Origin of the sequence: Billgrantia bachuensis (genome assembly GCF_011742165.1) — a bacterium.
Lineage (GTDB): Bacteria > Pseudomonadota > Gammaproteobacteria > Pseudomonadales > Halomonadaceae > Halomonas > Halomonas bachuensis.
Window position 1 is genome coordinate 141,994 of record NZ_JAAQTO010000004.1, and the last position, 26,877, is coordinate 168,870.

At 61.7% G+C, this 26,877-nt stretch carries 12 protein-coding genes; 2 read left to right on the forward strand and 10 right to left on the reverse strand.

Annotated elements, in window-relative coordinates:
* Positions 1-9 precede the first annotated feature (9 nt).
* From HBJ55_RS02055 to HBJ55_RS02070, 4 genes are read right to left on the reverse strand one after another with little or no spacing between them, the layout of a single operon-like run.
* The gene (locus HBJ55_RS02055; RefSeq protein WP_240935945.1) at positions 10-996 is read right to left on the reverse strand and encodes a tetratricopeptide repeat protein; all 987 of its coding nucleotides are present in this window, start codon (positions 994-996) and stop codon (positions 10-12) included.
* Between the two features lie 4 nt (positions 997-1,000).
* Complete coding sequence (locus HBJ55_RS02060) at positions 1,001-4,297, reverse strand: hypothetical protein (RefSeq protein WP_167110522.1); 3,297 nt, start codon at positions 4,295-4,297, stop codon at positions 1,001-1,003.
* Positions 4,294-5,118 carry a DUF4123 domain-containing protein gene (locus HBJ55_RS02065; protein WP_167110524.1) on the reverse strand — a complete coding sequence of 275 codons (825 nt, stop codon included), beginning with the start codon at positions 5,116-5,118 and terminating at the stop codon, positions 4,294-4,296. Before HBJ55_RS02065 ends, HBJ55_RS02060 begins: the two co-directional genes overlap by 4 nt.
* Entirely contained in the window at positions 5,103-7,214 is a 2,112-nt protein-coding gene (locus HBJ55_RS02070; RefSeq protein WP_167110526.1) for a type VI secretion system Vgr family protein, read from the reverse strand. The genes HBJ55_RS02065 and HBJ55_RS02070 overlap by 16 nt, the downstream gene beginning before the upstream one ends.
* A 275-nt stretch (positions 7,215-7,489) precedes the next feature.
* Here HBJ55_RS02070 and HBJ55_RS02075 point away from each other — a divergent pair, with 275 nt between their 5' ends.
* A complete protein-coding gene (locus tag HBJ55_RS02075; RefSeq protein WP_167110529.1) occupies positions 7,490-8,197 on the forward strand; it encodes a transglutaminase-like cysteine peptidase in 708 nt (235 codons plus the stop codon).
* Positions 8,198-8,273: 76 nt separating this feature from the next.
* Positions 8,274-10,199 carry a bifunctional diguanylate cyclase/phosphodiesterase gene (locus HBJ55_RS02080; protein WP_167110530.1) on the forward strand — a complete coding sequence of 642 codons (1,926 nt, stop codon included), beginning with the start codon at positions 8,274-8,276 and terminating at the stop codon, positions 10,197-10,199.
* Positions 10,200-10,263: 64 nt separating this feature from the next.
* Here HBJ55_RS02080 and HBJ55_RS02085 read toward each other — a convergent pair whose 3' ends face one another.
* From HBJ55_RS02085 to HBJ55_RS02110, 6 genes are all read right to left on the reverse strand, one after another.
* A complete protein-coding gene (locus HBJ55_RS02085) occupies positions 10,264-10,593 on the reverse strand; it encodes a tryptophan synthase subunit beta like protein (protein WP_167110532.1) in 330 nt (109 codons plus the stop codon).
* Positions 10,594-10,682: 89 nt separating this feature from the next.
* Complete coding sequence (locus HBJ55_RS02090; protein ID WP_167110534.1) at positions 10,683-14,348, reverse strand: retention module-containing protein; 3,666 nt, start codon at positions 14,346-14,348, stop codon at positions 10,683-10,685.
* A gap of 229 nt (positions 14,349-14,577) precedes the next feature.
* On the reverse strand, positions 14,578-22,338 hold the full coding sequence (locus tag HBJ55_RS02095) for a retention module-containing protein (RefSeq protein WP_167110537.1): 7,761 nt from the start codon (positions 22,336-22,338) through the stop codon (positions 14,578-14,580).
* Positions 22,339-22,550: 212 nt separating this feature from the next.
* Positions 22,551-23,162, reverse strand: a complete 612-nt coding sequence (locus HBJ55_RS02100; protein ID WP_338071957.1) for a response regulator transcription factor — start codon at positions 23,160-23,162, stop codon at positions 22,551-22,553.
* Entirely contained in the window at positions 23,162-24,604 is a 1,443-nt protein-coding gene (locus HBJ55_RS02105; RefSeq protein ID WP_206022142.1) for an HlyD family type I secretion periplasmic adaptor subunit, read from the reverse strand. Before HBJ55_RS02105 ends, HBJ55_RS02100 begins: the two co-directional genes overlap by 1 nt.
* Positions 24,604-26,775 carry a type I secretion system permease/ATPase gene (locus HBJ55_RS02110; protein WP_167110541.1) on the reverse strand — a complete coding sequence of 724 codons (2,172 nt, stop codon included), beginning with the start codon at positions 26,773-26,775 and terminating at the stop codon, positions 24,604-24,606. The genes HBJ55_RS02105 and HBJ55_RS02110 overlap by 1 nt, the downstream gene beginning before the upstream one ends.
* Positions 26,776-26,877: the final 102 nt, after the last annotated feature.

A 26,877-nucleotide genomic window follows, 5' to 3' on the forward strand; every position in this document is an offset into this window, starting at 1 on the left:
CATAGCGGATCAGTAGCCAAAGCGAGGAGGGAAGTTGGAGAGTGGAGGCTCACGGCCGATCCACTCCGCTTCTGCCAAGGCTTCAGCTTGTTTGCGTTGCTCAGCCGAGAGTTCATCTGAATTCCAATCCAAGATGCTTTTGGCAGATTGATTACCGGTCTCTTGCACTATGGCATATAGAACAGCCCAGCCCTTCATTACATCTTGAGCTAACTGGCACCTTTCATCGCCCCATTCATGAGGATTTAAATTACACCACCCCTCGCCTAAGCGCCCATTGATATGACCCCCTTCTGATGCATGCATTAGCCATTGCCAAGCTGATTCATGTTCGTCAAGATCGGCCAGCACTTCTGACAAACGGTTCATTGCCGGCACATACCCCTGCTCCGCCGCCTTGCGGAACCATTCTTCGGCGGCGCTGAGCCTGCGGCTGTTGGTCAAGTACCAGCCGCGCCCTTCGAGGATCTGGTTGCCTAGGAGGGTCTGGGCCTCGGGTTGGCCCGCCTCGGCGGCCCGCTCCAGCCAATCGCCAGCCCGGCGCGATTCATCGAACATGCGATATATATGAAACATCGCCAGCATGGCATCGGGATCGCCGGCCTCCGCCTGTGGCTGAGCTATGGCCAGAGCGGCATGGTGCCAGTCCTCATATCCATCCGGGCAATGCTCGCCGGCAATGCAGGCCCCACCCTGGAATAGCCGCAGCATGGCGTAGATGTCATTCTGCTCTGCGGCCTGCAGATACCAGCCCATGGCCGCTTGTGTCAGGCCCATATGGCGTAGTCGATGGATTTCGCCCAGATAGTACATGGCATCGGCATCACCGGCTTCTGCGGCTGGTTCCAGAAGGGGAATGCTTTCAGCCGCAATGCCGAGCCCGTAAAGTCGCATCCCCTCGTCCTTGGCCGCCTGGATCTCAGGTTCCAGTGCCCAGGCGGTGATGGGCAAGCTCAACACCGCAATCAGTAGGCTGGCTTTCATAGACTGACGCATGAGATTAACTTTCCGTGTCTGCATAGACGGCATAGGTCCCTCTTGACGATGTGCGTAGATGGCAATGCATATCAGCTCCCGCACCCAAGCGATTTGCTGCCCGCTCATATTCACGTTTTGCTGTTTCGGCTTGGATATCCGCGGTTCCTACCTTCACCATAAACTGGTCTAGCCGATAACGGTTCTGACAGTAGGCCACCCCCCAGCCGCGCGCCTCGTCGTAGATGCCATCGGCCGACATTTTTGCCACCGCGCGCTCAAACAAATGCTGAGCCTTGGCGCGGTCATAGTGGCCACTGGAAATATACCCCTCCTCCAGCCAGCCCAGGCAGTTAGCGATGGCGATCTGCTGCAGGTCGGTGGCCTGGTTGCGGTCGAAATGCTCGTTATCGATGGTATAGCCGCGCCAACCGGGTGGGGTCGCCAACGTATTCAGTAGCGGCCCAAGCGCTTCGGGGGGCAGGTTCCGTACCCATGAGGCTAGCTGTTCACGATCCTCACCGAGACGACGAACAATGACGAACGCAATCATCCCCGCCCGCTCGCTCTGTGTCATAAGGTCGTAGAGGCGCTGAATGCCATCCACCCCCCGGGCGGCGAGCAGGCTGACGTCGAGAAGAGTGGTTGCCGCCAGGTAGGCCAGCCGGCTCATGCCCTCGAAGGCATCGCGATCGACCCAGTCGACGAAGCCATAGTCGTTGTCGCGCAGCGCCTGGCTGAGCATCATGAACCACAAATTCAGCTGCTTGAGGTCCAGCTCCATGGCGATCTGCCCGCCCACCCCCTTGCCTGCCACGACCTTGCCTTTGAAGTAGGCAACGAACTTGCCTTGGTGGATGCCCAGACGCAGGCCGAGTTCACCGCCAATGCCGCCGGCCGCCTCCAGGCCCAGCACGGCATGGCCCAAGGTGCGCCAGGCGTTGAGCTCAGTTTGTTGGCTGCTTAGAGTCAGCCAGTCTCGGTCGGCTAGTTGGGGCAACTGACGGGAGATGTCGGTAGGCGGCTCCCAACGCATGCTGCAGCGCGTGTTCACCCCTACCGTGGCGCCGGCAAAGGCTTTGAGGGTTGCGCCTTCAGCCTCGCGTTGGGCCCACTCGAGACCGGTGAGCTTGAGCCCATCGTGATCGAAACCCAGTCCGGCCTCGGCGGTCAGCGCCAAGGAAGCGCCGGCAAACCCCTTGGCAACCGCTGATACTTGCAGTGAGTAACGCCCAAGATTACGTATCTCGTTTTGGCGCTGCGTCAGAACGGCTTCAAACGGCAGAGCATCGCTTTCGCTGGCCAACTGCAGCGTACCCAGGCTGATCTCGCCGCGCGCCAGGCTGTAGGTGCCTTTCAGTTCTAGCTGGTACTTGGCGCCGGCACCGTAGCCCGCGCCGTTATCACCCTCCGCAGCCTGCCAGGGGCCACGTCGAGGGCCGCCCAGGTTGCGCTCGCCCACCGCTTCTCCACGGTATTGTACTTCCGCCGTCACCGGCCCGCCTGCGTCGGACTCATGCTCCCATTCGAAGAATTCCAGAGTGGCTTCGCGTTCTACGAGGGTGACCGGCTCGTCGAGGTGGGTACCCAACGCCTCGTTCAAGGCGGCGTGGGACATGCCCACCAGGCGCAGCATCTGCGCCTGGGCGCTGGCATCGAACAGGCGCAGGCGCTCCCGACCGGGGCCGGTGAACAGAATGCGCTGCAATGTCTCAGCCCAGGCGTTCTTGGCGCTCTCTTGCTGGAGAGACTGAACCTCATATCCTTGCGCATCGAGATAGTCGAAGAAAGCGTCGGGGATGAAGAAGCCCAGGCGCTCCTCGAACCAGTCGGTGCGCCGCTCGATGCGTTCGCAGCCGCATCGCGCCAGCCAATTGGAGATTGCTGTCTCGTTGGCCTCCCACAGCGTGGCGGGCAACACGCCATCCTGTTCGAGATCGCGCAGCAGCGCTGGGCGGTCCGCTTCACGCACGTCGCGCAGCAGATGGCGAAGACTGACATGGCTCAACGCCTGCTCGGCTCGAGGCGAACTGAACTCGCGCAGCGGAAAGTCCTTGCGAACCAATACGTCGATCGTTTGGCGGCGATAGCCCAAAGCGTGGCGCTGGTCGTTGATGTCCGCCTGCCAGAACAGCACCCGCTGGGGGCTCATGCTTGCTACCTGCGACTCGGCAAGTTGATAAAGTGCATCCAGTTGCGCTACCAGCCGGTTGAAGGCCTCACGCTCTTCCTGAAAGAGGTGAATAGGTAGTGCCGAGCGGCGTGCAGTGGCCGTCGCCCACTGGCTGAGCTTGTCCTCTACTGCCTCGAACAGCGTCGAGGCCTCTTGCAGCACACGGTTGTAATGATCGAACGCCTCGACACCTCGCTCCAGCCCGGCGGGGGATCCACTTAGCGGCGCATTGGCCAAGGCCCACTCGGGGGTGGCGACGCCCAGGGTGGCGAGTGCAAGGATGCTATCGCAGTAGGCCCTCAATTCAGCATCGAGCCGTTCAGCTTCGTGATTAACGAAATCGCCGATCACGGTGCAGCGCGAGGAATCCTTGGGTGACATCGTCTCGCAATCAGCGAGGAAAGCCTGGTACTCCACCAACGCTTCCCGCACCGGCAACAAGACTCCCGGTTGGTCGACGGAGATGTGGTTCTGAATGACAACAGCCCGGCTCTGTCGATAAGTTTCCAGCGCCTGTTCGATCTCCGCTTCCCAAGGGCCGTAGTAGCCACTGCCTTCGATCACGTACTTCTCTTCCTTGGCACGCTCCATGCCCAGGCGATAGAGCCCGTGAAGTTCTTCCAGTAGGCGGGCTTCCTCGGCGTTCCAAACTCGATCCCAAAGGCGAGGAGCTCCGACAATAAGGGGTGAAACCCAGAACCATGGGTTGTCATTCAACGGGGTATGACTGCTGACGCGCTGAGCTGGATCCGTCTCCTCGTCACCGCGTTCCCGCATCAATTCGGCCAGCCGTTCCAGCTTTTGCTTGGCCTGCTCACGCTCGGCCTCATTCAAAAAATTTTCCGGTCGCGCCGGAAGAAAGCACTCCAACAACCCGGCGTCCGTATTGAGGTGCTCAAGGCGCTGGATGGGGTCTTCCACTTTCACCCAGCCGGCAAGCTCCTCAGCGGCTTTGTGCAGAGCGTCAGCGACCTCCTCAGTAAGTAGCCAGAAGGTGCCGGTTCCGGTGAGATAGAGGATGTCGGCCCAGGGGGGCGCTTCGCAGGCCATCGGCGCCGGAGCTTCCTGCCCCCCCTCGTAGGAGGGTAACTGGAACTCGGGCAGGAACAGCGGGGAGCCCAGACTTCCGGGCCGTGAGTTCGAGTTCATGAATGACGCTCCAGTTCGCTGATTTTTTGCTGCACGGTGAGATTCGCGTCGGACAAAGTGGCTTGAGCGAAGTGCCAGATGGCTTCGTCGGCGTGGCGGATCAACGGGAGTAGCCGCCTTCTATCCCGCCATCTCGAGATGCCGACTTCGGCGAGCCGCCCGAGCCGCTCCAGCCATTCCGGTGGTAGCTCCTGCAAAGGCGTATCGGTCGCAGTGCTCAGCCACCAGGCGCGCTGGCTCTCCCTGAGGGCCTGTTCCAGCTCGTGGGTCAGTGCAGGTGTTTCAGTGGCGTCGGCCTCTACGGGCTGCCACGCCTGCCAGTGCGGCAGCGGTGTGGGTGTGGCGACCTGCCCTAGCGGCCCGATGAGTTGGGTGTAGGCGGTGTCGCTGCCGGCGGCGAGCAGGGCCGCCCAGGCGGTTGGGTCCTGCACATTGACCAGTGACTGGCCGCCGTGGGGGTCGTCAAGCACGAACAGGCGGCGCAGGTGATCGGCCAAGTCGTTCAGGGAGGTGGATTGGGCCGGCTGGAAGAGCCAACCAATACGCTGCTCGCGGCACAAGGCCTCGGCGGCCTGCCAGGCCTGGCTACCTATCCTGAGTTCAATCAGCCAAGGGCTCGCTTCCAATAATGGTGCCAGAGGCGTGCCGGCGAACAGGGTCAGGTAGTCATGCCAGCCGGGCTGGCCTACGAGCGCGGCGCAGCACTCTGGTGCACGGCGCTGGTCGAGTATCAGGTAGGCGGGACGATGGGCGGCGAAGCCGCTTGCCAGGGTGTCGACTCGCTGGCTGCGCTCGGCGATACGGTTCAGCCAGCCAGACATGGACAATCCTCGCGACTACAGGTGGTCTCGCTGAGCTTCCCGCACAGCGGCATCAGCGTGGCTTCGGAGAGCTGATAGTCCTTGAGCTTGGGCAGTGCGGTGGGCTCTATCGCCTCATGCACTTCCGGCACTGCCCTGCCCGGCAGCAGCGGCGCTTCCACCGCCTGGCCGGAACCGGAGCCGGGGCTGCCGCCGGCGTTGACCTTCACCGTGGGCCCGACCAGGGTCACGCCGCCGCCGTCGAGCTTGAGGAAGCTGCCGCCGGCATTCAGCGTCAGTTCGCTGCCGGCTTCGAGTACTACCTTGTGGCCGGCCTTGATGTGCAGTTCGCGGCCACTCTCGCTGAGCCAGGCCTGGCCGGCCTTGACGTGCAGCGTGCCCTGTACCGTGAGGTGCTGGTTGCCGTCGGTCTGCTCATGTCGGCTGCCGCGCACGGTGTGGTGCTCGTCGGCGTCGATCTCACCGATGCGGTCGTGATGCACGGTGAGGAAGCTGTCGTGGCCGATCTCTTCGGTGCGGTCGTTGTTGGTTAGAAGCTCCAGGTCCTTCTGGGCGTGCAGCCAGATCTGCTCTTCGCCGGCCTGGTCTTCGAAGCGAAGTTCGTTGAACCCTTCGCCCTGGTGACTCTGGGTACGGATGACGGTGCGGGTCTTGTGCGCCGGCAGTTCGTAGGGCGGCGTGTTGACGGCGTGGTAGGTGCGCCCGGTAATCAGCGGCTGATCGGGGTCGCCCTCCAGGTAGCTGACCACCACCTCATGGCCGATCCGCGGGATGGCGATGCTGCCGTAGCCGCCGCCGGCCCAGCCCTGGGACACACGCACCCAGGCGCTGGCGGTTTCATTGGGTTCGGCGTAGCGGTCCCAGGGGAACTGCACCTTGACCCGGCCGTGCTCGTCGCAGTAGATCTCCTCGCCTTCGGGGCCGACGACGAAGGCAATCTGCGGGCCGTCGACGCAGGGCTTGGCGTTGGGCTCGGGGCGCCAGGCGCGGTCGGCGGGGGTCAGCACTAGGGTGTTGTCGTACTTGGTCATTTGCCCAAGGCCTGCGGCGTCCCCTTGGGTGACACCGTCCTCCTCCAGCGCCTGGGGCTGGCTGCCGGTGTGGGTGACCTTGATGACCTGCCAGTCGCGGTTGAGCTCACTGAGATCGTGGTCGGTGAGGGTGAAGCGCGTGCCCGGGGCGAGTTCGGGCAGGTCGCTTTCGGCGCTACAGGTCAGGGCGTCGTTGCGCAGGTGCTCGAGGCGAATGCGGGTGAAGGCCGCGCCGGAGGCGTCGGCCTTGTAGCGGCCAGGGTAGTCGTAGTGCTCGTAGTCGTCTCTTTGCGCATGTTCTTCCAGGGCCTCCGCGGCGTGTTCGTGAAGCTGCGCATAGGCCGGGTTCTTGAACGAGTAGTCCTTGAGCGTGACCGAGGCCGGGGCGACCCGGGCGAGCTGCTGGAGCTTGCGTACGTGACGCTTGGGCGGCGTGCCGCCGGAACGGCCGTGGTAGGTGCGCTCGCCCAGGTGGGCCAGCGCCTGGGGGGCGTCGGCGAACACCAGGCGATGGGCGGCGCTGGGTGTCTCGCCGCCCGTCTCGAAGAATTCGTGAAAGTAGAACAGCCCCTCTTCGGCGGCCAGGCGCTGGATGAAGTCGAGGTCGCTCTCGCGGTACTGGGTCAGGTACTCCCGCTCGGCCGGTTCCCGAGTGGCGGCGAAGGCGACGTCGGTGAGGCTGCGCTCGTCGCACAGGGTGTTGAGCACGGTGAGCGGCGAGACCTGCTGGAAGATGCGCGAGTTGTGGCGCAGGCCGAGGCGCCACAGCGCCGGGCGAGCCACCAGCGAGTACATCGTGCGCCGGTGGCCGCGGTCGCCGCGACCGAACTCGCTGACGATGGCGTTGACCCGGCGCAGCACCTCGCCGTCCTGCCAGATCGTCAGGGTCACCGGGCGGTCGAGTATATCCGTGGCCGACAGGCTGCCGTCGCGGCTGGCGAAGCGCACCGTGAGGGTGAAGGGCGCCGAGAGCGCCTCCTCCAGGGTGAAGTCGATCATCGCCAGGTCGGCCGAGTCAGCTCCGGCGAGCTCGAGGGTGAATTGCAATCCGGTTGCGTCGGCCATGGGCATGTTCCTTCAAGTCACCTGCTGAATGCGCTGGAGAAATACGCAAGGTTACGCAAGCGAAGCGCAGGAACAAGACGAACAGGGCACAAAGCGTTTTTGGCTGACGCAAGATGTCGGTAATGTCTTACAAAAGTCGACCGTAACGACACATACTTCCTGCTGAGACAGGACACTCCAGCCTCTGTAAGAAGCCATGCCTATCGTGTTGGCGTTATCACTCCTCTATACTCGCCCCATGACTTACATTCCTTAACATGCTTTCGGCGCGCCTGATGACGCATCGCCCTCCCCCACATGGCTTCAAGCCCGAACGCCGCCGATTTCTGGCCGGCCTGGGGGGGCTTTTGCTGGCCGCCGGGTTGGGCATCACCCCAACGGCACTCGAGGCCCGCATCAGCCGCACCAGGCTGCGCGACAGCATGCAGCGCCTGTATGGCAGCTCGGGCCTCGCCATTCTCGAAGAGTGGTTCGCGCTACTCGACCGGCTGCAGGGAGCCAACCTCGACATTCAGTTGCGCGAGGTCAATGACTTCTTCAATCGTCGGGTGCGCTGGCTCGAGGACGTCCAGATCTGGGGCGCCGAGGATTACTGGGCCACCCCGCTGGAAACCATGGGCAAGCGCCAGGGCGACTGCGAGGACTACTCGATCGCCAAGTACGTGACGCTCAAGGAGATCGGCGTATCCGGATCGAAGCTGCGCATGATCTACGTTCGTGCCCGCATCGGCCGCAGCCAGATCAACCAGGCCCATATGGTGCTGGGTTACTACGAGACGCCAACGGCGGTGCCCCAGATACTCGACAACCTCGTGCCTTCGATTACTCCCGCCACCCAGCGTACCGACCTCGACCCGGTATTCAGCTTCAACAGCGAAGGCCTGTGGGCCAGCGGTTCCAGCCAGTCGCGAGCCGACCCGGTGGCACGCCTGTCGCGCTGGCGCAGTGTGATCGAACGCATGCAGCAGCAAGGATTCATCTGATGACAAAGCCACACAACAAGAAACGATCGACGCAACGGAACGAATCAGGGCGTTCATTCCCCGGGGGAACGAAGACATGTCATTGATCAAGCAGCTCTGGCTGACCATAACGACACTGCTGCTGCTGGCTTTCGTTGGCAGCCTGCTCATCGGCGTGACCAGCAGCCGTCATTACATCGAGCAGGAAATAGAGATCAAGAACAACGACAATGCCAATGCCCTGGCCTTGTCGATGAGCCAGATGGAGAAGGACCCCGTCATCCTGGAGCTGCTGCTGGCCGCCCAGTTCGACACCGGGCATTACCAGCGCATCGAACTGCGCGACGCCGAGGGAGAGATCATCGAGCAGCGCACCGCCAGCGAATATGTCGATGACGTACCTGCCTGGTTCGTCGAGCTGGTACGTTTCGACGTGCCAGCGGGCCATGCCGTGGTACAGGATGGCTGGCAGCAGTACGGCACCCTGGAACTGGAAAGCCAGCACAGCTTTGCCTATCGCTCGTTATGGCGCAGCAGCCTGGAGTTGGCCGGCTGGTTCGCCCTTGCCGGTGTCGTCAGCCTGCTGCTGGCAAGCTGGATCGTGAATACCATTCGTCGCCCGCTGCGCAACGTGGTCAGCCAGGCCCAGGCCATCGGCCAGCGCCGCTTCATGATGGCAAGCGAGCCGCGCACGCGGGAGCTGCGTGAGGTGGTGCAGGCCATGAACCAGCTTTCGTATGCTGTGCGCCAGATGCTCGGCGAAGAGAGCGACAAGCTCGACCAGTTGCGGCGGCGCATGCAGCACGATCCGGTAACGGACACACTTACCCGCGCGCCTTTCCTGGATCAGTTGCAGGCGCATTTGAAAAGCGAGAAGGACGATGCCAGCGGCACCCTGGCCATGGTGCGTGTCGCGCGTCTGGCCGAACTCAACCAGCAGCTAGGACATGCGGCAACCGATACGCTACTGGTTCGGGTCGCTCGGCGCCTGGATCAGTTGGCCAACCTATACGGCTACGGCACGGTGGGACGCCTCAACGGCAGCGATTTCGCCCTGACCCTACCACGTCATCACGATCTTGAAGCACTCGGCAGCGACCTGGCGGAGCGCCTGCACAGCCTGGGCGAAGAGTTCGGAGCTACCGTGTCGCTGCCCTCCGCCCTGTGCCAATACCATCAGGGCGAGAGCCGCACCCAACTGTTGGCCAGCCTCGACGGTGCGCTGGCCGCCGCCGAAGCCCGCGGCGGAAACAGCCAGGAGCTCGTCGACCAGCCTGCCAGCAGCGTACTCTTCACGAATCGTGACGAGTGGCGCGAAGCGCTGACGGAAGCCCTCGAACAAGGTGTATTCCTGGCTCACTATCCCGTGCTCGACGCGCAGGGCCAGTTGATTCACCACGAGGTGCCCTCGCGCCTGCGCCTGAAGGGGGAATGGCGCCCAGCGGGCGTGTTCCTGCCCTGGATATCGCGCCTGGCCATGGCACCCTCGCTCGACCTGGCCGCGATTGCGGCTGCACTTTCGGATGTGGAGACTAGCGGCAAAGCGGTGGCGATCAACCTTTCTCCCGATTCGCTCAATGATGGCCACTTCGTCGGCGAGCTGCTCTCTCGCGTACGGGCACGCCAGAGCATTGCCGACAAGCTGTGGTTCGAGTTGCCGCAGTCCGTTGCCTTGCAGCAGCCGCAGGCGCTGAGGACGCTCTGCCATGCCCTGCTCGGGCTTGGCTGCCGGGTCGGCCTGGAGCACGTCGGCACTCAGTTCGGCAAGATCGAAGGGTTGCAGGACCTGGGCCTGAGCTTCTTGAAGATTGAAGGTGCGCTGAGCCTGGAGATCGAGAGCCGCGGCGATCAGCAGAGCCTGCTGCGCGGCATGGCCACGCTGGCCCACTCTCTTGGCATCATGGCCATTGCGGAAGGCGTCGAGAGCCAGGGAGCCGCAAAGACTCTCTTCGAACTGGGGCTGGACGGGGTCACTGGGCCGGGAGTGCGGCATCGCGAAGATAGCGGCGCGAGCGATGCATGACAAGCAGCAAGCATGAGAAAAAGAGGCCGGCAATTGCCGGCCTCTTTTATCTCAGGAAGAAGTATCAGATGGTATCGTCGTCACTATCGGACATCAGGCCCACGCTGTTCCTGCGCTTGCGCAACGACTGACGCTCCATCAGCTTCTGCTGGGCCGGCTCAGGCAGATCGGTGAAGCTGAGCACGCCCTTGTCCATCAGCACGTTGATCACGTCCTCGAGTACCCGTACGAAGGCCAGGTCGGACTTCGAAAGCGCCAGATTTTCAGCGTCCCCTTCTTCCGAGACGAAGCTCTGTAACTCGGGTGAAGATGGCGGCACGAATTCACGGCACTCAGCCGTCGCCTCACGGCTGACCTGCACGACCTGCCCCGATTCGTTGCGCTTGATGTACATGGTTTTGCCCTTGAATGGTCTTTACGTAGAGTAACAAATGCCCTGCCCGCTGTCTCCCGGTAGGGCACCGGCGCTGACTCAACACCACGTTACTGGTCGATGTGTAGCTGGCCGTTCTCCAGCATTTCCTGAAGAAAGTCCGCCGAGCTGACTTCTCCCATGCTGTAGTTTTCCAGCACGATCACCTGAGTGGCGTTGCTACCGTCCAAGTTGATGCCGCCTTCGTGGTTGACGTAGAGCACGGTATCCGAGCCCTGCTGAGCCGCGACGATGAAGTTGTCGATGGTCTCGACCCCTTCATTTTGCAGCAGGTCCGCCAGATCCAGCACGTCCTCGCCGAAGCCGAAGTCCTTGATGGTATCGATGGCCGGTGCAGCATTGTCGCCCTGGTCGCCCAGGTTCCACTGGAAGACATCGTCGCCGTCGTCACCGATAAGGGAGTCGTGGCCTGCCCCGCCGATGAGAGTATCGTCCCCCTCTGTCCCGTGCACCACGTCATCGCTGTCGGTGCCAGTGATCTCATATGTGCCGTCTTCGGTGGTCGTGACGGATACCGTGAACGCTGCAGTGGCCATATCCCCATCTGCATCCGAGCCGCTCAGCTCGAAGTCGAGCTGGTAATCGTCCGGGTAGATCTGGGTCACGTAGCTGGTCGAGACGCCATCGATCTTGAAGCTGTTGCTGCCCGCCGGAGCCAGCTCCATGTAGTCGACGTTGAACGTTGGATCGATATTGAAGACGAACTCACCATCGCCGGACGCCAACGTGGCGTAGTAGATGGTCGTGGCGCCGTTCACGTCGTATACGGTGAGCTTCGCCCTGTCACCAGCGCTGGAGCCTGCCGTGCCGGAAACACTGAACGTGAAAGTGGTAACGCCTATCGCCCCTTGGCCCTCGACCGGCCGTACGTCGAACCTGAGAACTTCGTTCTGCTGCCCCTGGACTACGTTGGACTTTACGCCCAGGTCGGTCGCGGATATGTTCACGTCTTCAAGTTTGCCATTCCTGTAGGCCTTGACTGCCATGGCGAACTTGCCATCGAAGACATCCGAGGTGAACAGGTAAGCCGTCTTGCCATCTTCCTTGAAAAAGTTGTTCGAATCGAAAGCGCTCAACAAGCTCTCTATTTCCGTCTCGACAACAGGAGCGGGAGAGACCAGTTCGAAACTGTAAGTCCCGTTCGCATAGAGCGTGAGATTGAAGAACTCGAAGGTGCCCGACTGTGCGGTATAGGTGATCGAAGTGTCCGAAGATCCGGTAACGGTCAACTCGTAGCCTGCCGGCATACCTGTCCAGATCAGCGAACCTCCACCAAAGCTGTCGAGGAAGCCTTGAGCATCCGCACCCACGTCGAACTCGTAAATTCCATCGTACGTTCCGGCCACGTTCCCGATGGCCAGGTTGAGGCTGGTCAGGCTGGGTGTGTCATCGATGATGTCGACCGTCAGCGTCGCCTCCGCCGTGCTGCCGCCCACCCCGGTCACGCTGAGCGACACGCTGTCCGTCAGGCTGTGATCGGTGCCGCTGTCTGCTGCACCATGGGTTTGTGCTTCAGTCAGCACGTAGAGGTAGCTGATAGTACCTGCTGTGGCCGTGCCGCTGTAGCCGGTCAGGTATAGCGTGCCCATACTGGTAGAGATCGCTACCGAAGGCGTGCCGGCGCTGTAGCCCTGCAACTGGGCCAGGGTCAAGCTTTGACCGCCCACCGTGACGCTGGCGATGCCGTCAGTGGCCGAAACCTGGAAGCTACCGCTGGCACTCTCGCGGGTGTCGGCTTCGGAGGTCAAGCCGGCTTCGTGCACGATGCTGTCAGCCCCTTGGGCGCTGACGATCACCTCGGCGCTATCGTTCGCGCCCTGGATGGCTAGGCTCAGCGTGGCGCTGGCGGTATCGCCGTCGGCATCGGTCACGGTGTAGTCGAAGTGGAAGTCCAGCACGGCGTCGGCGTTCAGCGCCTGTACGGCGGTCAGGCTATTGTCGAGGGTAAAGCTCCAACTGCCGTCGGTCTTTAGCACCAGGCTACCGTACTGTCCGATGTCGGCCAGCTGTGCGGCGCTGACGTCCCAGGTCAATGAGCCGAATCCGTCTGCACCCAGGGTATCGTTGAAGAGAACGCTGCCGCTGAGTACGGTTACGGCACTGTCTTCGGTCACGGTGCCGCCGTTATCGTTCACCGCCTGCGGCATGTCGTCGACGATGTCGATGTTCAGGCTGTCACTGGCGGTGCTGCCATCGCTATCGGTAACCACCAGGCTGAAGCTGTCGCTGGTTGTATCGCCGTCGGTGGCGCCGTCCAGGGTGTAGGTCCAGCTGTAGCTGCCGTCGACGAGCGTGACGACCAGGGTGCCATGCTCCCCCTGCACCGTGCCGCCAGCAGTAACGTTCACGCCATTGATTACCAGGCTCGCCAGGCCGTCGTTGCCTGTATTGGCGACGAAGGTGCCCTGGGTGGCGTGGGAGCCGTCGCCCGCCGCACTGCCACTCGGCAGGCCGGCTTCGTCGACGCTGGCACTATCGGCGTTGATGGCAATGGTAGGCTCGGAGTCGGGCGCGACGGTCACGGTCAAAGTGGCACTGGCGGTGTCACCGTCGGCATCGGTGATGGTGTAGTCGATCACCGTGTCACCTTTGAAGCCAGGCGCCGGAGTGAATGTGACCTGGCCGTTGGCCGCGAAGCTCAGCGTGCCCTGGCTCGGGTTGCGCAGGCTGGCCGCGGTCAGCGTGGCGCCATCGGCACCGGCAGTGTCGTTACCCATTACGTTGACGGTGATGGGAGTGTCTTCGCCGGTGTTGGCGGAGTCTTCAAGGGCCTGGGGCACATCATCGACGATGGTCAGCTGGAGCGTGCCCGTCGCACTGCCGCTACTGCTGGTTACGGTGTAGAGCAGGCTGGCAAGCGCTTCGTCCATCCCCTCGCCATGCAGCAAGCTGTTGACCTGAGTAACGGTAAAAACGCCGGCGGCGGGATTGATTTCAATGCTGAAGACCGTGACAGCGCGAGCTTCGGAAACCGCCTGCAGCGTATTGGTGTCGGCGTTCCAACTGAACGTGAGCGTCTCGCCGCCCACCTGGTGTACGACACCGTCCATGGCAGCGAAGGTCACACTACCACCACTTCCAGAACCGAAGGTAAACGGAAGCACGCCGCTGGCCACCGAGCCAGGCTCGTTCATTGTCTCCATATCGAGCAGCGTGGCCTCGAAGCGTTCCGCAGTCGGTGCAATGCCCCCAGGTTCTTGCGGTTCTTGCGGTTCTTGCGGTTCTTCCACTTCCGCCAACGGGAAAGCCCCACCCTGTTCTTCCGGCGGACCGCCCAGGTCATTCAAGCCGAAGTTGAACGCCAAGGGGTCAACGTTCTCGGCAATGCGTACCAGGCGCACGAAGCTGTGTCCGCCATCGGCCGCACCACCCGGGCCCGCCCCTGCCGCTGTAGCGTCGAGCACGTCGAGCAGATCGATCGATTCGTCATCCAGCGCCGCCAGCAGCGCTTCGACATCTTCATCGAGAACAGCGAAATCGCTCGTTTCGACCGGCTGGTCGACACCAAGCTCTTGTGTCATGACTACCTGCTCGCCACCTTCGATCAGGGTGGGGGCGAGGTTGTCGCCAAAGTCGAGCTGCACATCCCCTCCATTGGATGTGATGACGGTTTCTCCTTCCTGCAGCGCGTCTCCGACGCGCAGTTCACGCAGGTTGCCAGAGGCATCACGGGCCCAGGCCTGACCGGAGATAGACAGAACGGTTGCAATAGACATGAGGGGTACCCCGCAAAGTGAAAGAACTTTTTACGAGGCTCGCCACGGCCAAACGGTCCGTGCCTGGAGAGGCGTGCTTACAATGAAGTATGGGCCAAGGCTTACAGCGCGACATTGGACCGTAGTACAGGGTGGTGAAAAAAGTTGAGGTCGGTCAATGAATAAACGTGAGTGGTTATCAATAAAAAAACGCCCGGCCTAGGCCGGGCGTCAGTTTTCCTAAAGGAAATCAATCGATGTTCAGGTTCGCCTTCAACGCATCGAGGTCGCCGTTGAAGTTCTCCAGCACGATGACCTGGTCGGCCAGCGACTTCTCGAAGCTATCCGCGTTGCTACCGAAGTTACCCTCGGTGCTGACGTAGAGCGTAGTGCTACCGCCCTCTTCGGCTTCGAAGCGCAGGTGCTCGGGACCACTGCCATCGCTGAGCAAATCGCTCAAGTCGAGACTATCACCCTCCGCAAGCGAGAAATCCTTGACCGTATCAGTAGCGGCTTCGCCCTCTTCACCCTGGTCTCCAAGGTTCCAGACGAAGGTGTCTGCGCCGAGGCCGCCGAGAAGGGTGTCGTCACCAGCCCCGCCGATGAGAAGGTCGTCACCGTCACCACCCATCAAGGTATCGTCGAACGCACCGCCGAGGATAGCCAGCGAATCTCCGCCCTGGACAGTCACCGTGGCATCCACTTCCACCGGGCCTTGGTAACCAACCGGTACTTCCAGCGTCAGGCCGGAGATAGTCAGCTTGCCGTTCTCCAGCACGACGCTATATCCACTCTCGCCCTCCAGAGGCAGCGTCCAGGTACCATCGCCATTGTCATCGCCGACAGAGAGCGTAGCGCCTACCGGCACGCCAGACAGCATCACCGAGACAACCTTATCGGACACGTTATCCTCAGCCAGTGTGATATCGACCTCAATGGCGTAGAGTTCCGCTGTCGTGTAGCTGACCTGGTGTACGACGTAGTCGTTGCCGACGCCGTGGCCCGTCTCGCCCGAGGTAGGTGTCGCGAAATCGATACCGACGATCTTCTTACCTTCCGGCGCTGAAACCTTGATCTCTGCACCTATACCGTCATGCCCTCCCTCGGCTGTATTTCCATTCACAATTGTTGAAGAGGAAGTCCCATCGTCATAGCGAACGGTGTACTTGGCATACTCATCGTTTCTCAGCCAAGCAAGCTGGAAGGTAGTCTCCGAGACTTCTTGATCAAACCTTACTTCCAAGCGCTGACCATTGGCGATTTCTGATTCCGCCGCACCGGAATTAGACGGCCCGTCCCGATCAACGCCAAAGCCCATGCTGGCCTTGCTGACATCCGCCTCCTTCCAGTTTCTGCTTCCTTGTAGGTAATAGGCGGCCAACGTAAAGCCTTTCGGCTCACTTTGTGCATTACCGTTGTCTACACGGAGCACCAAGTCAGCGGGACCATCCAAGGTGACCTGCACCTCCGGCTGGCCGATCCTGTCGATATCGACAGGATTCTCCACACCTTCCAAATTGATGGTCAGCTTCGATGCCACCACGTCACCATCGGCATCGGTGAGGTAGTAAGTGAACTCCTCCTGGAAGGAGTCGCCCGCCTTCATGCCGTCACGTGCGCTACGGCTGACCACGTAGGTATAGCTGCCGTCCGCATTCACCGTCAGCGTACCGAACTGGCCTTCCACCGTGCCGCTGGCAAGCGTACCGCCTTCACCGTTGGCCCACAGCAGGCTGTCTTCCTCGGCGGGGCCATCGGCACCCCAGTCGGTGTCGACCCTACCTTCCACGCTGGGCAGGTCATCGGTCGAAGCGATCTCGGCAAACAGCTCGAACGATGTCGCCTGCGTCTCGGTGGTATATACCGTATCGACGAGGTTGCCATCGGCATCCAGGAAGCCACGGATCTTGAGTACATACTCGCGATCACCAACCGTGATCACTTGCTCCTGCTCCGGATTGACGATCTTGATAATATCGTCATTGTCCGGGTGAGTAGCCGGCGTCTTGTTATTGGGCGTCTCCTCATGCTTGAGCTTGATAGTGGTGGTGACCTCGGTCAGCACACCGTCGATCATCACCTTGAACGTCACTTCGAGTTCGGCCGTATCCAGCGTCTTCTGGCCACTGCTGATCACGAAGTTGTTGTGGGTGAAATTGCCCAGCGAGAACAGCGAATCGGTAGCAACACCGGTCGAGCCCGTCAGGCCATCGGCGTAGGCGAAGTTGTAGCCGGAGCCACTGCTACCGCCCCACTGCATCGTGACACCACTGGCATTGCTGCTGGTCGTGATGTTTCCTGAACCGGAGGTTCCCTTCACGTTGCCCCAGCCAGCATTCAGCGCGCCCACTTCGAGCTCACTGACGGGCACCTGGATCGCCTGGACGTTGGCAAAGCTCTCCGGCACGTCGTCGACGATCACTACGTCGATGGTGCCATAGGCAATGTTGCCTAGCCCATCCACCAACTCGACCTGGATGCCTTCCTTCGTCTGCTCGTTGCGCCCTTCGCCGGTTTCGTGCTCGACGGCACCGCCCAGCTCGAAGCTATAGCTCACTTCACCCGTTCCGGCATCGTAGCCGGTCAGGGTCAGGGTGTTGCCTTCCGGCGTCCCGATCACAATGTCATTGCCGGCCGCCAGCGACTCGAGGTCGCCTGCGTTGAGCTTGACCTTGTCGCCCTGCTGCTCACCGGCACCTGACTGAAGAGTACCTGCTACCAACAGTGCCTCGATGCCTTCGGGAGCGGACAGTTCGAAGCTGCCATCGTCCGCCGGTACCCCTTCACCTTCGGCAGTGCCGCCCTGGAGGTATTGCTCGTTGACCGTGACATCGCTGTCGGTCAGACCCAGGATCGTGGGCAGCTCGGGGAGATCCACGGCACCGCCGGGCTCGAAGCCGATATTGAACGAAGCGTCGGTGGTATCGCCGTCACCATCGACTGCAACGACTTCCACCGGTAGCGTGAAGCCAAGCTCAGCATCCAGGAATACCCCTTGGAAGTTGTTGACGTTGTACTGGTCACCGCCAGAACTTCCATAGAAGCGAATTTCATCGAAGCCTCCCGGGAAGGAAGCTGTCGTCCCGTTACCGGTACCTATTGATTCACCATTGCTGAAGACCTCCCAGCTCAACGCTCCTGTCTTGCCCATTTCGAAGGACAACGACGTCAGCGTCTGGCTGAACTGGGCGATCAGTGTCTGCCCGGCGCCAATCAGGTTATTTGCTACGCCGATACCGTTGGTCGACCAGTTCACGGCCCCACCAACACCAGTGAATTGGGCAGACAGGTTCGGATTGCTGATGACCAGCTCCCCATCGATACCACCGCCCTGGTTGGCAACGGTCTCCGTAGTGAACGACACTGCCACCGGATCGAGCGGCTGCAGCACGTTGACTACGTACTGATTGCTACCGACACTCAGGTCGATGGTCAGGACCGGATTGCTGGAATCCTCACCTTCCTTGTAGGCGATGAGCTGCTGATTCTCGGCGTCGAAGACGTAAACCAGCTTCTGGCCACCCGAGGTGAGGTGAGTGGTTTTCTCCACCCCATCCTCTTCGTAGCGAACCTGGAGATAACCCTGCTCGTCCGCCAACAGTTTAGCTTGGGAGATATGGGCGCCATCGGCATCCGCACCGATGGTGAGTTCCAGGCTGCCACTCGCTGTGCTGTCACTGTCCAGGCCGAGTGAGGCATCGTCAGGTGTGCCAAACTCTGGCGCATCGTCCAGGATCTGAACCAGCAGGTTGTTGGAGGCGGTGTCGCCGTCGGTATCGACGAGCACGATCTGGAAGGACTGGGTCAGCGACTCATCATCGGCCGGCTGCTCATGGTCCTTGTTGGCGTTGAGCGTGTACTCGTAATTGATGGTGTAGGTGCCGTTGCCATTGGCGGTATAGCCAGTGATCGCCAGGGTGTTACCACCCTCGGTCACGATGGTCGGCAGCGTCTGGTCGACTCCATCCTTGACGATGAACTGACCGCCGACGCTCAGGTTGAGTACGCCATCCGGAGCGCTGACGGTGAAGCTGCCGTTCTGTACCAGCGGGCCATCACCCTCCTGTGTCCCACCTGGCAGATAGGCTTCGTTGAAGATCAGGTGCGCATCCTGGCCGGCGGGCTTGCCATTGTCGATATCGACCGGAGAATCGCTGATGTCGATTGTCAACGTTGCGGTATCGCTATCGCCGTCGCCGTCAGTCAGGGTGTAGGTGAAGCTGTCGCTCACCCCGCCCGGCGTGCCGGCGTTGCGTACGTAGCTGTAGCTGCCATCGGCCGCTACTGTCAGCACACCGTGATCGCCGACGATCTCGACCGTACCCTCGGCAGGCACAGAAACCTCATTGACCTCGGTGACCCGAGCGCCGTCGGCTCCCTGCTTGTCGTTGGTCAGCAAGTTGCCGTCTTCGACCAGCGCGAACTCGCCTGCCGCCACGCTGTTACTGTCGTCTTCGGCAATCGGAGCATCGTCGAGAATCTGCACCGACAGCTCACCGTTGGCCACACTACCGTCCAGGTCTTCCACGTGGATGGCAAAGCTCTGCTCGAGATCATCCTCGCCTTCGCCGTGGGTCTTGGCGTTGTTGAGGATATAGCTGTAGCTGACTTCCCCCGTTTCCGGGTTGTAGCCGGTTATCTGCAGGACGTTACCGCCCGGCGTTGTGATGGTCGGCAATTCCGCAACCACCTGGCCATTCTGGACGATGGCTTGGCCACCCACGGTCAGCGTCTTCACGCCATCCGGGGCATTGATGGTGAAGCTGCCGGTTTGGGTGAGTTCGCCCTGGCCAGCAGCGGTACCACCTTCCAGCCAGGCTTCATTGACCACGATGTGGTGGCCCTCGGCGCCTGTCGGGTTGTCGATGGTGACCGGCGCATCGCCAATGGCAATGGTCAGGACGGCGGTGTCGCTGTCACCATCGCCGTCAGTCAGGGTGTAGGTGAAGCTGTCGCTCACCCCACCCGGCGTACCGGCATTGCGTACGTAGGTGTAGGTACCGTCGGCGGCAATGGTCAATACCCCGTATTGGCCCGGGATTGCGATCGTACCTTCGGCGGGTACGTTGATGCCATTGACTGCGGTGACCTTGCCACCGTCGGCGCCCAACTGGTCGTTGGCAAGAACATTGCCTTGCTCGAGCTCGAACTCACCGGCACCCAGGCCGGCTTCGTTATCAACGGCGGTCGGGCCGTCATCGAGGAAGTAGATGACCTTGCCGATGTCGATCGAGGCCTTGGCCACATCGCCGTCGCTGTCGGTCACGGTCTTGGTCAGGAAGACGACATTGGCCAGGATATTGGCGGCATCGCTCGCACCGACCTGACCCGCCCCTTGGTGGGCAATGGCCCTGAGTTGGTCGAGCGTGACCACACCGTTGCCATCGACGGCCAGGGTGAAGACAGGGACTTCCTCACCATAGATCGTCACGTAGCCGATGATTTGCCCGTCGACTTCCTTGACAAGAACGGCCTCACCGGTCTGTATATCGACCAGGCCGGAGTCGGCGCCATCTGCCACGACGCTCAGGCTGTAATCACGAGTTTCCAAGCCATCGGCACCGTACTCGGCGCTGAAGTAGCCGGAGAAATCGAATTCAGCGTCGATATCGAGATTGGACTCGTCCACGGTCAGGTTGGCAGGCGTCCACTCGACCTTGATGTTGACGTCGTTGTAGTCCTTGTCGCCGCCCCCATAGACGTCTTCCCAGTTGATATCGCCTTCTTCGGCATTGTTCTCTACATGGGAAGCGCCGCCCGGATTCAACGTCGGATCATTGAACAGTACGGGGGCATTGGCGTTCTGCCCGTTCAACTGATCGCCATTCTCGGTGACCGCTACCCAGACGCCGTTGACTTGGACGAAATTGACGTCGGTTTCATTCTCCAGCCCCGGGTTCAGGTTCGCCCCATTGGGAATGATAAAGTAGCCGACCTCGCCAGGCGCGTAACCTTCGAGAACATAGCTGGCGCCCTTGTCATGCTTGACATTGCCCCAGATGACCATTCCGACCGTCGGGTTGCCGTTCTCGTCCTTGATGTAGTAGCCAAAGCTGTTGTTGTAGCCGGCAAGGCTATTCAAGTTGGTAATGACGACTTCATGACCGGAAGGATCGGTGCCTTCCACGACTGGGATGTCGTCGACGATGGTGATGCTGCCGCTCAGGTCAGCGCTCAGGCTGTCGCTGACCACGTCACCGTCGGCATCAGTCACGGTGACCGTGGCGGTGACGCCCACCAGGCCGGCCGGCAGGCCGACGCTGTCGACGCCCTGCTCGGCATGATCCACCGGGCCGGACTGGGTCACGGTGACCGCGCCGGTGGCGGCGTCGAGCTCGATGCGCAGGACTTCGTTGCCGTCGGCGGTGCCGATGACGACGCCGTCCACCAGTTCGAAGACGATCGGCTCGCCACCGCTGGTGAGGCCGTGCTGGACGTCGCCCAGGGTCAGGGCGTAGCCGTCGATGACGGTGCTGCCGGCACCATCGGCGCCGTACTGGGCGTTGACGGCGGCGCTGAAGGCCGCGGCCACGCTGCCGGTGGCAATGGAAGTGCCGTCGAGGGTCTCGCTGTCCTGGGTCTCGAGGGCCACGTCGCTCAGGTCGACGCTGCCCAGCTCGACGCTCGGCATGTCGTCGACGACGGTGATGCTGCCGCTCAGGTCGGCGCTCAGGCTGTCGCTGACCACGTCACCGTCGGCATCAGTCACGGTGACCGTGGCGGTGACGCCCACCAGGCCGGCCGGCAGGCCGACGCTGTCGACGCCCTGCTCGGCATGATCCACCGGGCCGGACTGGGTCACGGTGACCGCGCCGGTGGCGGCGTCAAGCTCGATGCGCAGGACTTCGTTGCCGTCGGCGGTGCCGATGACGACGCCATCCACCAGTTCAAAGACGATCGGCTCGCCGCCGCTGGTGAGGCTGTGCTGGACGTCGCCCAGGGTCAGGGCGTAGCCATCGATGAAGGTGCTGCCGGCACCATCGGCGCCGTACTGGGCGTTGACGGCGGCGTCGAAGGCCGCGGCCACGCTGCCAGTGGCAATGGACGTGCCGCCGAGGGTCTCGCTGTCCTGGGTCTCGAGGGCCACGTCGCTCAGGTCGACGCTGCCCAGCTCGAGGCTCGGAGCATCATCCAGGATCGTAATATTCAGCGTGCCAGTAGCCGTGCCGCTGGTGCTGGTCACGGTGTAGACCAGGCTGGCCAGTGCCTCGTCCATGCCCTCTTCATGCAGCAGGCTGTTCAACTGCGTGAGAGTGAACGCCCCGGTGCCGGGATTGACCTCGATAGTGAAGATATTGAGTTCACGCGCAGTGGAGAAGGCAGTCAGCGTATTGTTGGAGGCATTCCAGCTAAAGGTGATGCTCTCCTGGCCGATCTGGGCCTGCACGCCGTCCATGTCAGCGAAGGTCACGCTGCCATTGACGCCCGTACCAAAGGAGAACGGCAGTACGCCGGTGACGACAGAACCCGCCGCTTCAGGGATCTCTGCGTCGAACAGGGAAGCAGCGAGAACGCCGGCAGACGGCTCGACGATCTCGAAGAAGGCGCCTTCGACTTCCGGCAGATCGCTCTCCTGCCCCAGGCCATATTCAAACGCCAGCGGATTAACGTCCTCTGCGATTCGGGCAAGGCGAACGAAGGTATGACCGCCGTCGGCACCACCACCGAGGCCGGCACCGGCAGCGGTAGCATCGAGTACGTCGAGCAGGTCGACGCTGTCGTCGTCCAGCGCTGTCAGCAGGGCTTCGAGATCTTCGTCCAACGCCGCGAATTCGGAGACATCGGCCGCTTCATCAGCGTCGAGTTCCGGTGTCATGACCACTTGCTCACCGCCTTCGACCAAGGCCGGATCGAGTCCGTCGGCGAAGTCGAGCTGAGCGCTGCCGTTATCGGAGGTGATCAGCACCTCGCCTTCCTGAAGGGTATCGCCTACGCGCAATTCGCGCAGGTTGCCTTCGGCGTCGCGCGCCCAGGCTTGGCCGGTAATCGAGATAACGGTGGCAATGGCCATGACATGGCTCCCTGTGTCGTCTGTGTTTTTTTCAGTTATGCGTTCCAAGGGGTACAGCCGGAACTATTACTCATGACGACACACATTAGGTTACATCTAGAAACATGAATATTGGACCGATGGACAAGCCGGGAAAAGAATCGAGTACATACGAATAACGGCTTAGCGGAGTTCGCTAAGCCGTTATTTTTTCAAAGGAAGGACAATAGTGGCTAAGCGACCTTCTCGCCCTGCTTCGCTAGCCTGAGTACCAGTTGCATGCGGTCACGTACACCGAGCTTGCGAAATACCGCCCCGAGATGTGCCTTGACCGTGCGCTCGGTGATGTCGAGTTGGCGAGCGGCCTCCTTGTTGGTGCGACCTTCCGCTACCGCCAGTGCTACCGCACGCTCACGCTCCGTCAGGGCGGACAGACTCTCCTGCGGCAGGCTTTCATGACCTCCCAGGCTGGTGAATGCAACACCAACCACCTTGCTGAGCAGCTCGGCCGGCACCCATACCCCCTGATTGCTGGTAACCAAGGCCACCTGCCCCAACAGTTCGGAGGGCGAAAGTGCATGAACATAGCCACGTGCACCGGCCTGTAGCGCCTTGAGCGCTTCCGCTTCGTTCGGGGCCAAGGACATGACGACGACGATGGCTTCTTGCGCAGCCAGCATCCCTGACAACGCCGGCCAATCCGGATGATCCGTCATCAACCAGATACGATCGCCACTATCCACCATGACGCGCGCCTGATCCGGATTGATTCGCCGAACATCGGGAAAGGCACTGTGCAGCCGCGGAATCTCTGCACGCCTCTGACTAACGAACAGGACTGCCATCATCGTTCCCCCATGGAGTTGCTCCATGCCCGCAGCACGGGTTTGAGCAGATACTGCATCACGGTGCGCTTGCCGGTCATGATGTCGACCTGGGCCGTCATGCCGGGAATGACCTGAATATCGCTACCCAGGTTCTCCCCTTCGACCGTTCTCACACGCACCAGATAGAAGGTGTTGTCGTCGTCGTCGGTAATGGTGTCGGCACTGATGTGGTCCAGCTCGGCTTCGAGACCACCGTAGATGGCGAAGTCGTATGCGGTCAGCTTGATAGTCGCCGACTGGCCCGGGCGCAGGAAGGCGATATCCTGCGGGGCGATCCGTGCCTCGACCAGCAGTTGATCGTCGCTGGGAATGATGTCCACCACCTCCTGCCCAGGCTGCACCACACCGCCGAGGGTATTTATGCCCAGGCGCTGCACGACGCCGTCCACCGGCGAACGCACCTCGGCAAGGCGCACCCGGTCCTGCAATCCGGCACTGGATTCATCGAGCGCACTCAGGTCGCCCAGGGTCTGGGCAAGGTCGTTGCGCCATTCGCTGCGCCGTTCGGCACTGACTTCGCGTAGTTGTGTGTGGGCTTCCTGCACGGCGGCTTCCAGACGAGCTACCGCTGCGGCGGCCTGGTTGCGCTCACCGCTGGCTCGCGAGACTTCACGTTCGAGACGCAGGATATCCACTTCCGATACCGCGCCCGATTGCAGTAGTGGCCGTGTCAGGTTCAGCTCCTGGCTGGCCATGTTGGCTTCGCGCTGCGCCGTGTCGCGCCTCGCCTCGGCTTCGTTGAGCTCTTCCTCACGCTGGCGAATCCGGTCGCGCAGAATGCTTTCCTGTTCTTGCAGTTCTTCACGCCGACTCTCGTAGACCTCGCGCTCCTGGGCGACGATATCCGGCGCTTCGCTGCGCAGGTCGTCGTCGGGATTGAAGGGTGTATCGGTCACCAGAGCACGCAGCCGCTCGGCACGGGCACGAAGTGACAGGGCCTGGGCACGATTTTCGCGGAAGTTGGCAACGAAGCGAGTGGGGTCGATGCGCATCAACACCTGCCCCACTTCGACCATCTCCCCTTCACGCACCATGATCTGTTGCACCACACCGCCATCGAAGGATTGCACTTTCTGCAGCTGGCTGGAGGGAATCACTCGCCCGGTGCCACGCGTCACCTCGTCGATCGAGGCAAAATAGGCCCATGCGATCAGTGCGCCGAAGGCAAGCAGCACGGTATAGAGGAAGAGCCTTGCCCGAATCGGGTCCTGCTGCATGCGCGCCCAGTCGGCGTCGCTGGCCCAGTCGCGATTGAGATGGGCGGAAGTCACCCGTTTGGAGAACAGCCGGTCCATGAAGGGACGAAATGGCCGGCCGCCCACGTCGGTGAAACGTCCGATCGCCTCGAAGCCTTGCTGCTCGGCAATCTTGCCCTTCGCTTTGGGAGACATGGCGGTCATTAGCTGGCCCTCCCGATCTGGCCCTTGCGCAAGGCTTCCACGACCTTGTCGCGCGGGCCGTCGGCAACGACCTTGCCGGCGTCGATGACGATGATGCGATCGACCAGCGAAAGCAGCGAGGTGCGATGGGTCACCACCACCAGCGTCTTGCCTTCGCCGTATTCCTCGAGATTGGCCTTGAAAGCTTCTTCGCTGGCGTGATCCATGGAGCTGGTCGGCTCGTCGAGCAGCAGAATCTTCGGGTCGTGAACCAGAGCCCGAGCGATAGCCACGGCCTGGCGTTGACCGCCGGAGAGCATCTGGCCGCGCTCGCCCACCTGGAGTTCGACGCCTTGCGGGTGGCCATTGACCAGGCTTTCCAGGCCGCTGAGCTTGATCGCCCGCAGCAGCGCCTCGTCGTCTACGCCATCACTACCGCCACCGGCCACAATATTGTCGCGCAGTGAACCGAAGAACAGGCTGACGTCCTGTGGCACGTAGCCGATATGACGTCGCAGTTCCACGGGATCGAACTGGCGCAGGTCGACGCCATCGAGCATTACCGAGCCCGCCGTAGGGGCATATAACCCCAGCAGCAGTTTGTTGAGCGAGGTCTTGCCGCAACCAACGCGCCCCAGCAGGGCCACCTTCTCACCGGGCTCGATCTTGAGCGAGATGTCGCGCAAGGCGTCGCGCTCCTCGTCCGGATAGCGCAGCGACGCCTTGTCGAAACGAATCTCACCACTGACCGCCGGCCGCGAGATGAACGACTTGCCGTCGGGCCGCTCCACGGGTCGCTGCATGACATCGTCGAGGGACTTCAAGGCGGTAGCCGACTGATGATACTGGGCGAGCAGCGCAGCAGCCTGACTCACCGGCGCCATGGCCCGGGACGACAGCATATAGGCGGCAATCAATCCGCCCTGAGTGAGGTTGCCGTCGATGATCAGGTAGACCCCGATCAGGATCACGCATACCGCGACGGTATGCTGGGCCCACATCGCCACGTTGGATACCGAGGTACTGACCAGGCGCAGTTGCGCCGAGGTACGTGAGAGAAAGGCCGTGGCCTTCTCCCAGGTTCCCTGCAAGCGACTCTCGGCGCGCAGGGTCTTGACCGTTTCCAGCTGTGACAAGGACTCCACCAGGTTGGCATTGCGCTGGGCGCTGACTCGCCAGGTGGTCTCGGAAAGTTCATGCAGCTTGCCCTGGGCCGCCATGGCGTAGAGCAACACGATGACGATGCCGGCCAGCACGGGCAGCGCCAGCGGCGCACCGATCAGCGCGATGATGGCGGCAAAGAACAGTACGAAGGGAAGATCCACCAGCGCCACTACCGTGGCCGAGCCGATGAATGAGCGCACCGACTCGAAGGATTGCAGGGTCGAGGCGAACGACCCGGTCGAGGCGGGTCGGGCTTCCATGCGCAAGCCCAGCACCTGCGCCATGATCCTCGACGATAGCTTGACGTCGGCCCGGCTTGCAGCCAGGTCGACGAAGGCACTGCGCATCAGGCGCAGCGCCAGGTCGAAACAGAGCACGATGAAGATACCGGCTGCCAGTACCCACAGCGTTTCGGTGGCGTGATTGGGTACCACGCGGTCATAGACATTCAGGACGAACAGCGGCATGGCCACGGCAAACAGATTGATGACCACGGAGCCGGCGATAACGTCGCGATAGAGCCGCCGGTTTTCACGAATGACGCCCCAGAACCAGTGGCGCGAGCGCTGCTTGTCGACTTCGGGGCCACGCGCATCGAAGCGGAAGCGCGGGCGTACGTAGATGGCCTGGCCACCGTAGCTCTCCGCCAATCCATCGAGATCGACCTCACTCACGGCATCGCCAAGCTCGGGGAAGATCACCTTGGCCCGACGCGCCTTGAGATCGAGCGCCACGAGTACGCAAGCACGCCCCGGCTCCAGCAGCAGTACGGCGGGGAACAGTGCGGGGTTGAGCTGTACGATACGACTCTTGACGATGCGTGCCGTCATCCCGGCCCGCGAAGCGGCCCGAGGAAAGACGCCAGGTGTCAGGCGGCCCTCTTCCAGCGGCAGGCCGGCGGTCAACGAATCGGACGTTACCGCATGGTCATGGGCAAGGGCGATGGTTTGCAGGCACTCTAGCAGCTCGTCGTGAACGGCCGAGCGGACGGCACCCAGGGAGGAATCCAGTACTTCTTGCTGTGTCACAGGGACCTCGGGCATGAGGCCCGCCCGGCACTGCCGGACGGGATGGTGCGATACAACGATCGCTGCCTGTGCCGAGCGAACCCGCTACAGGCAGCATTTACC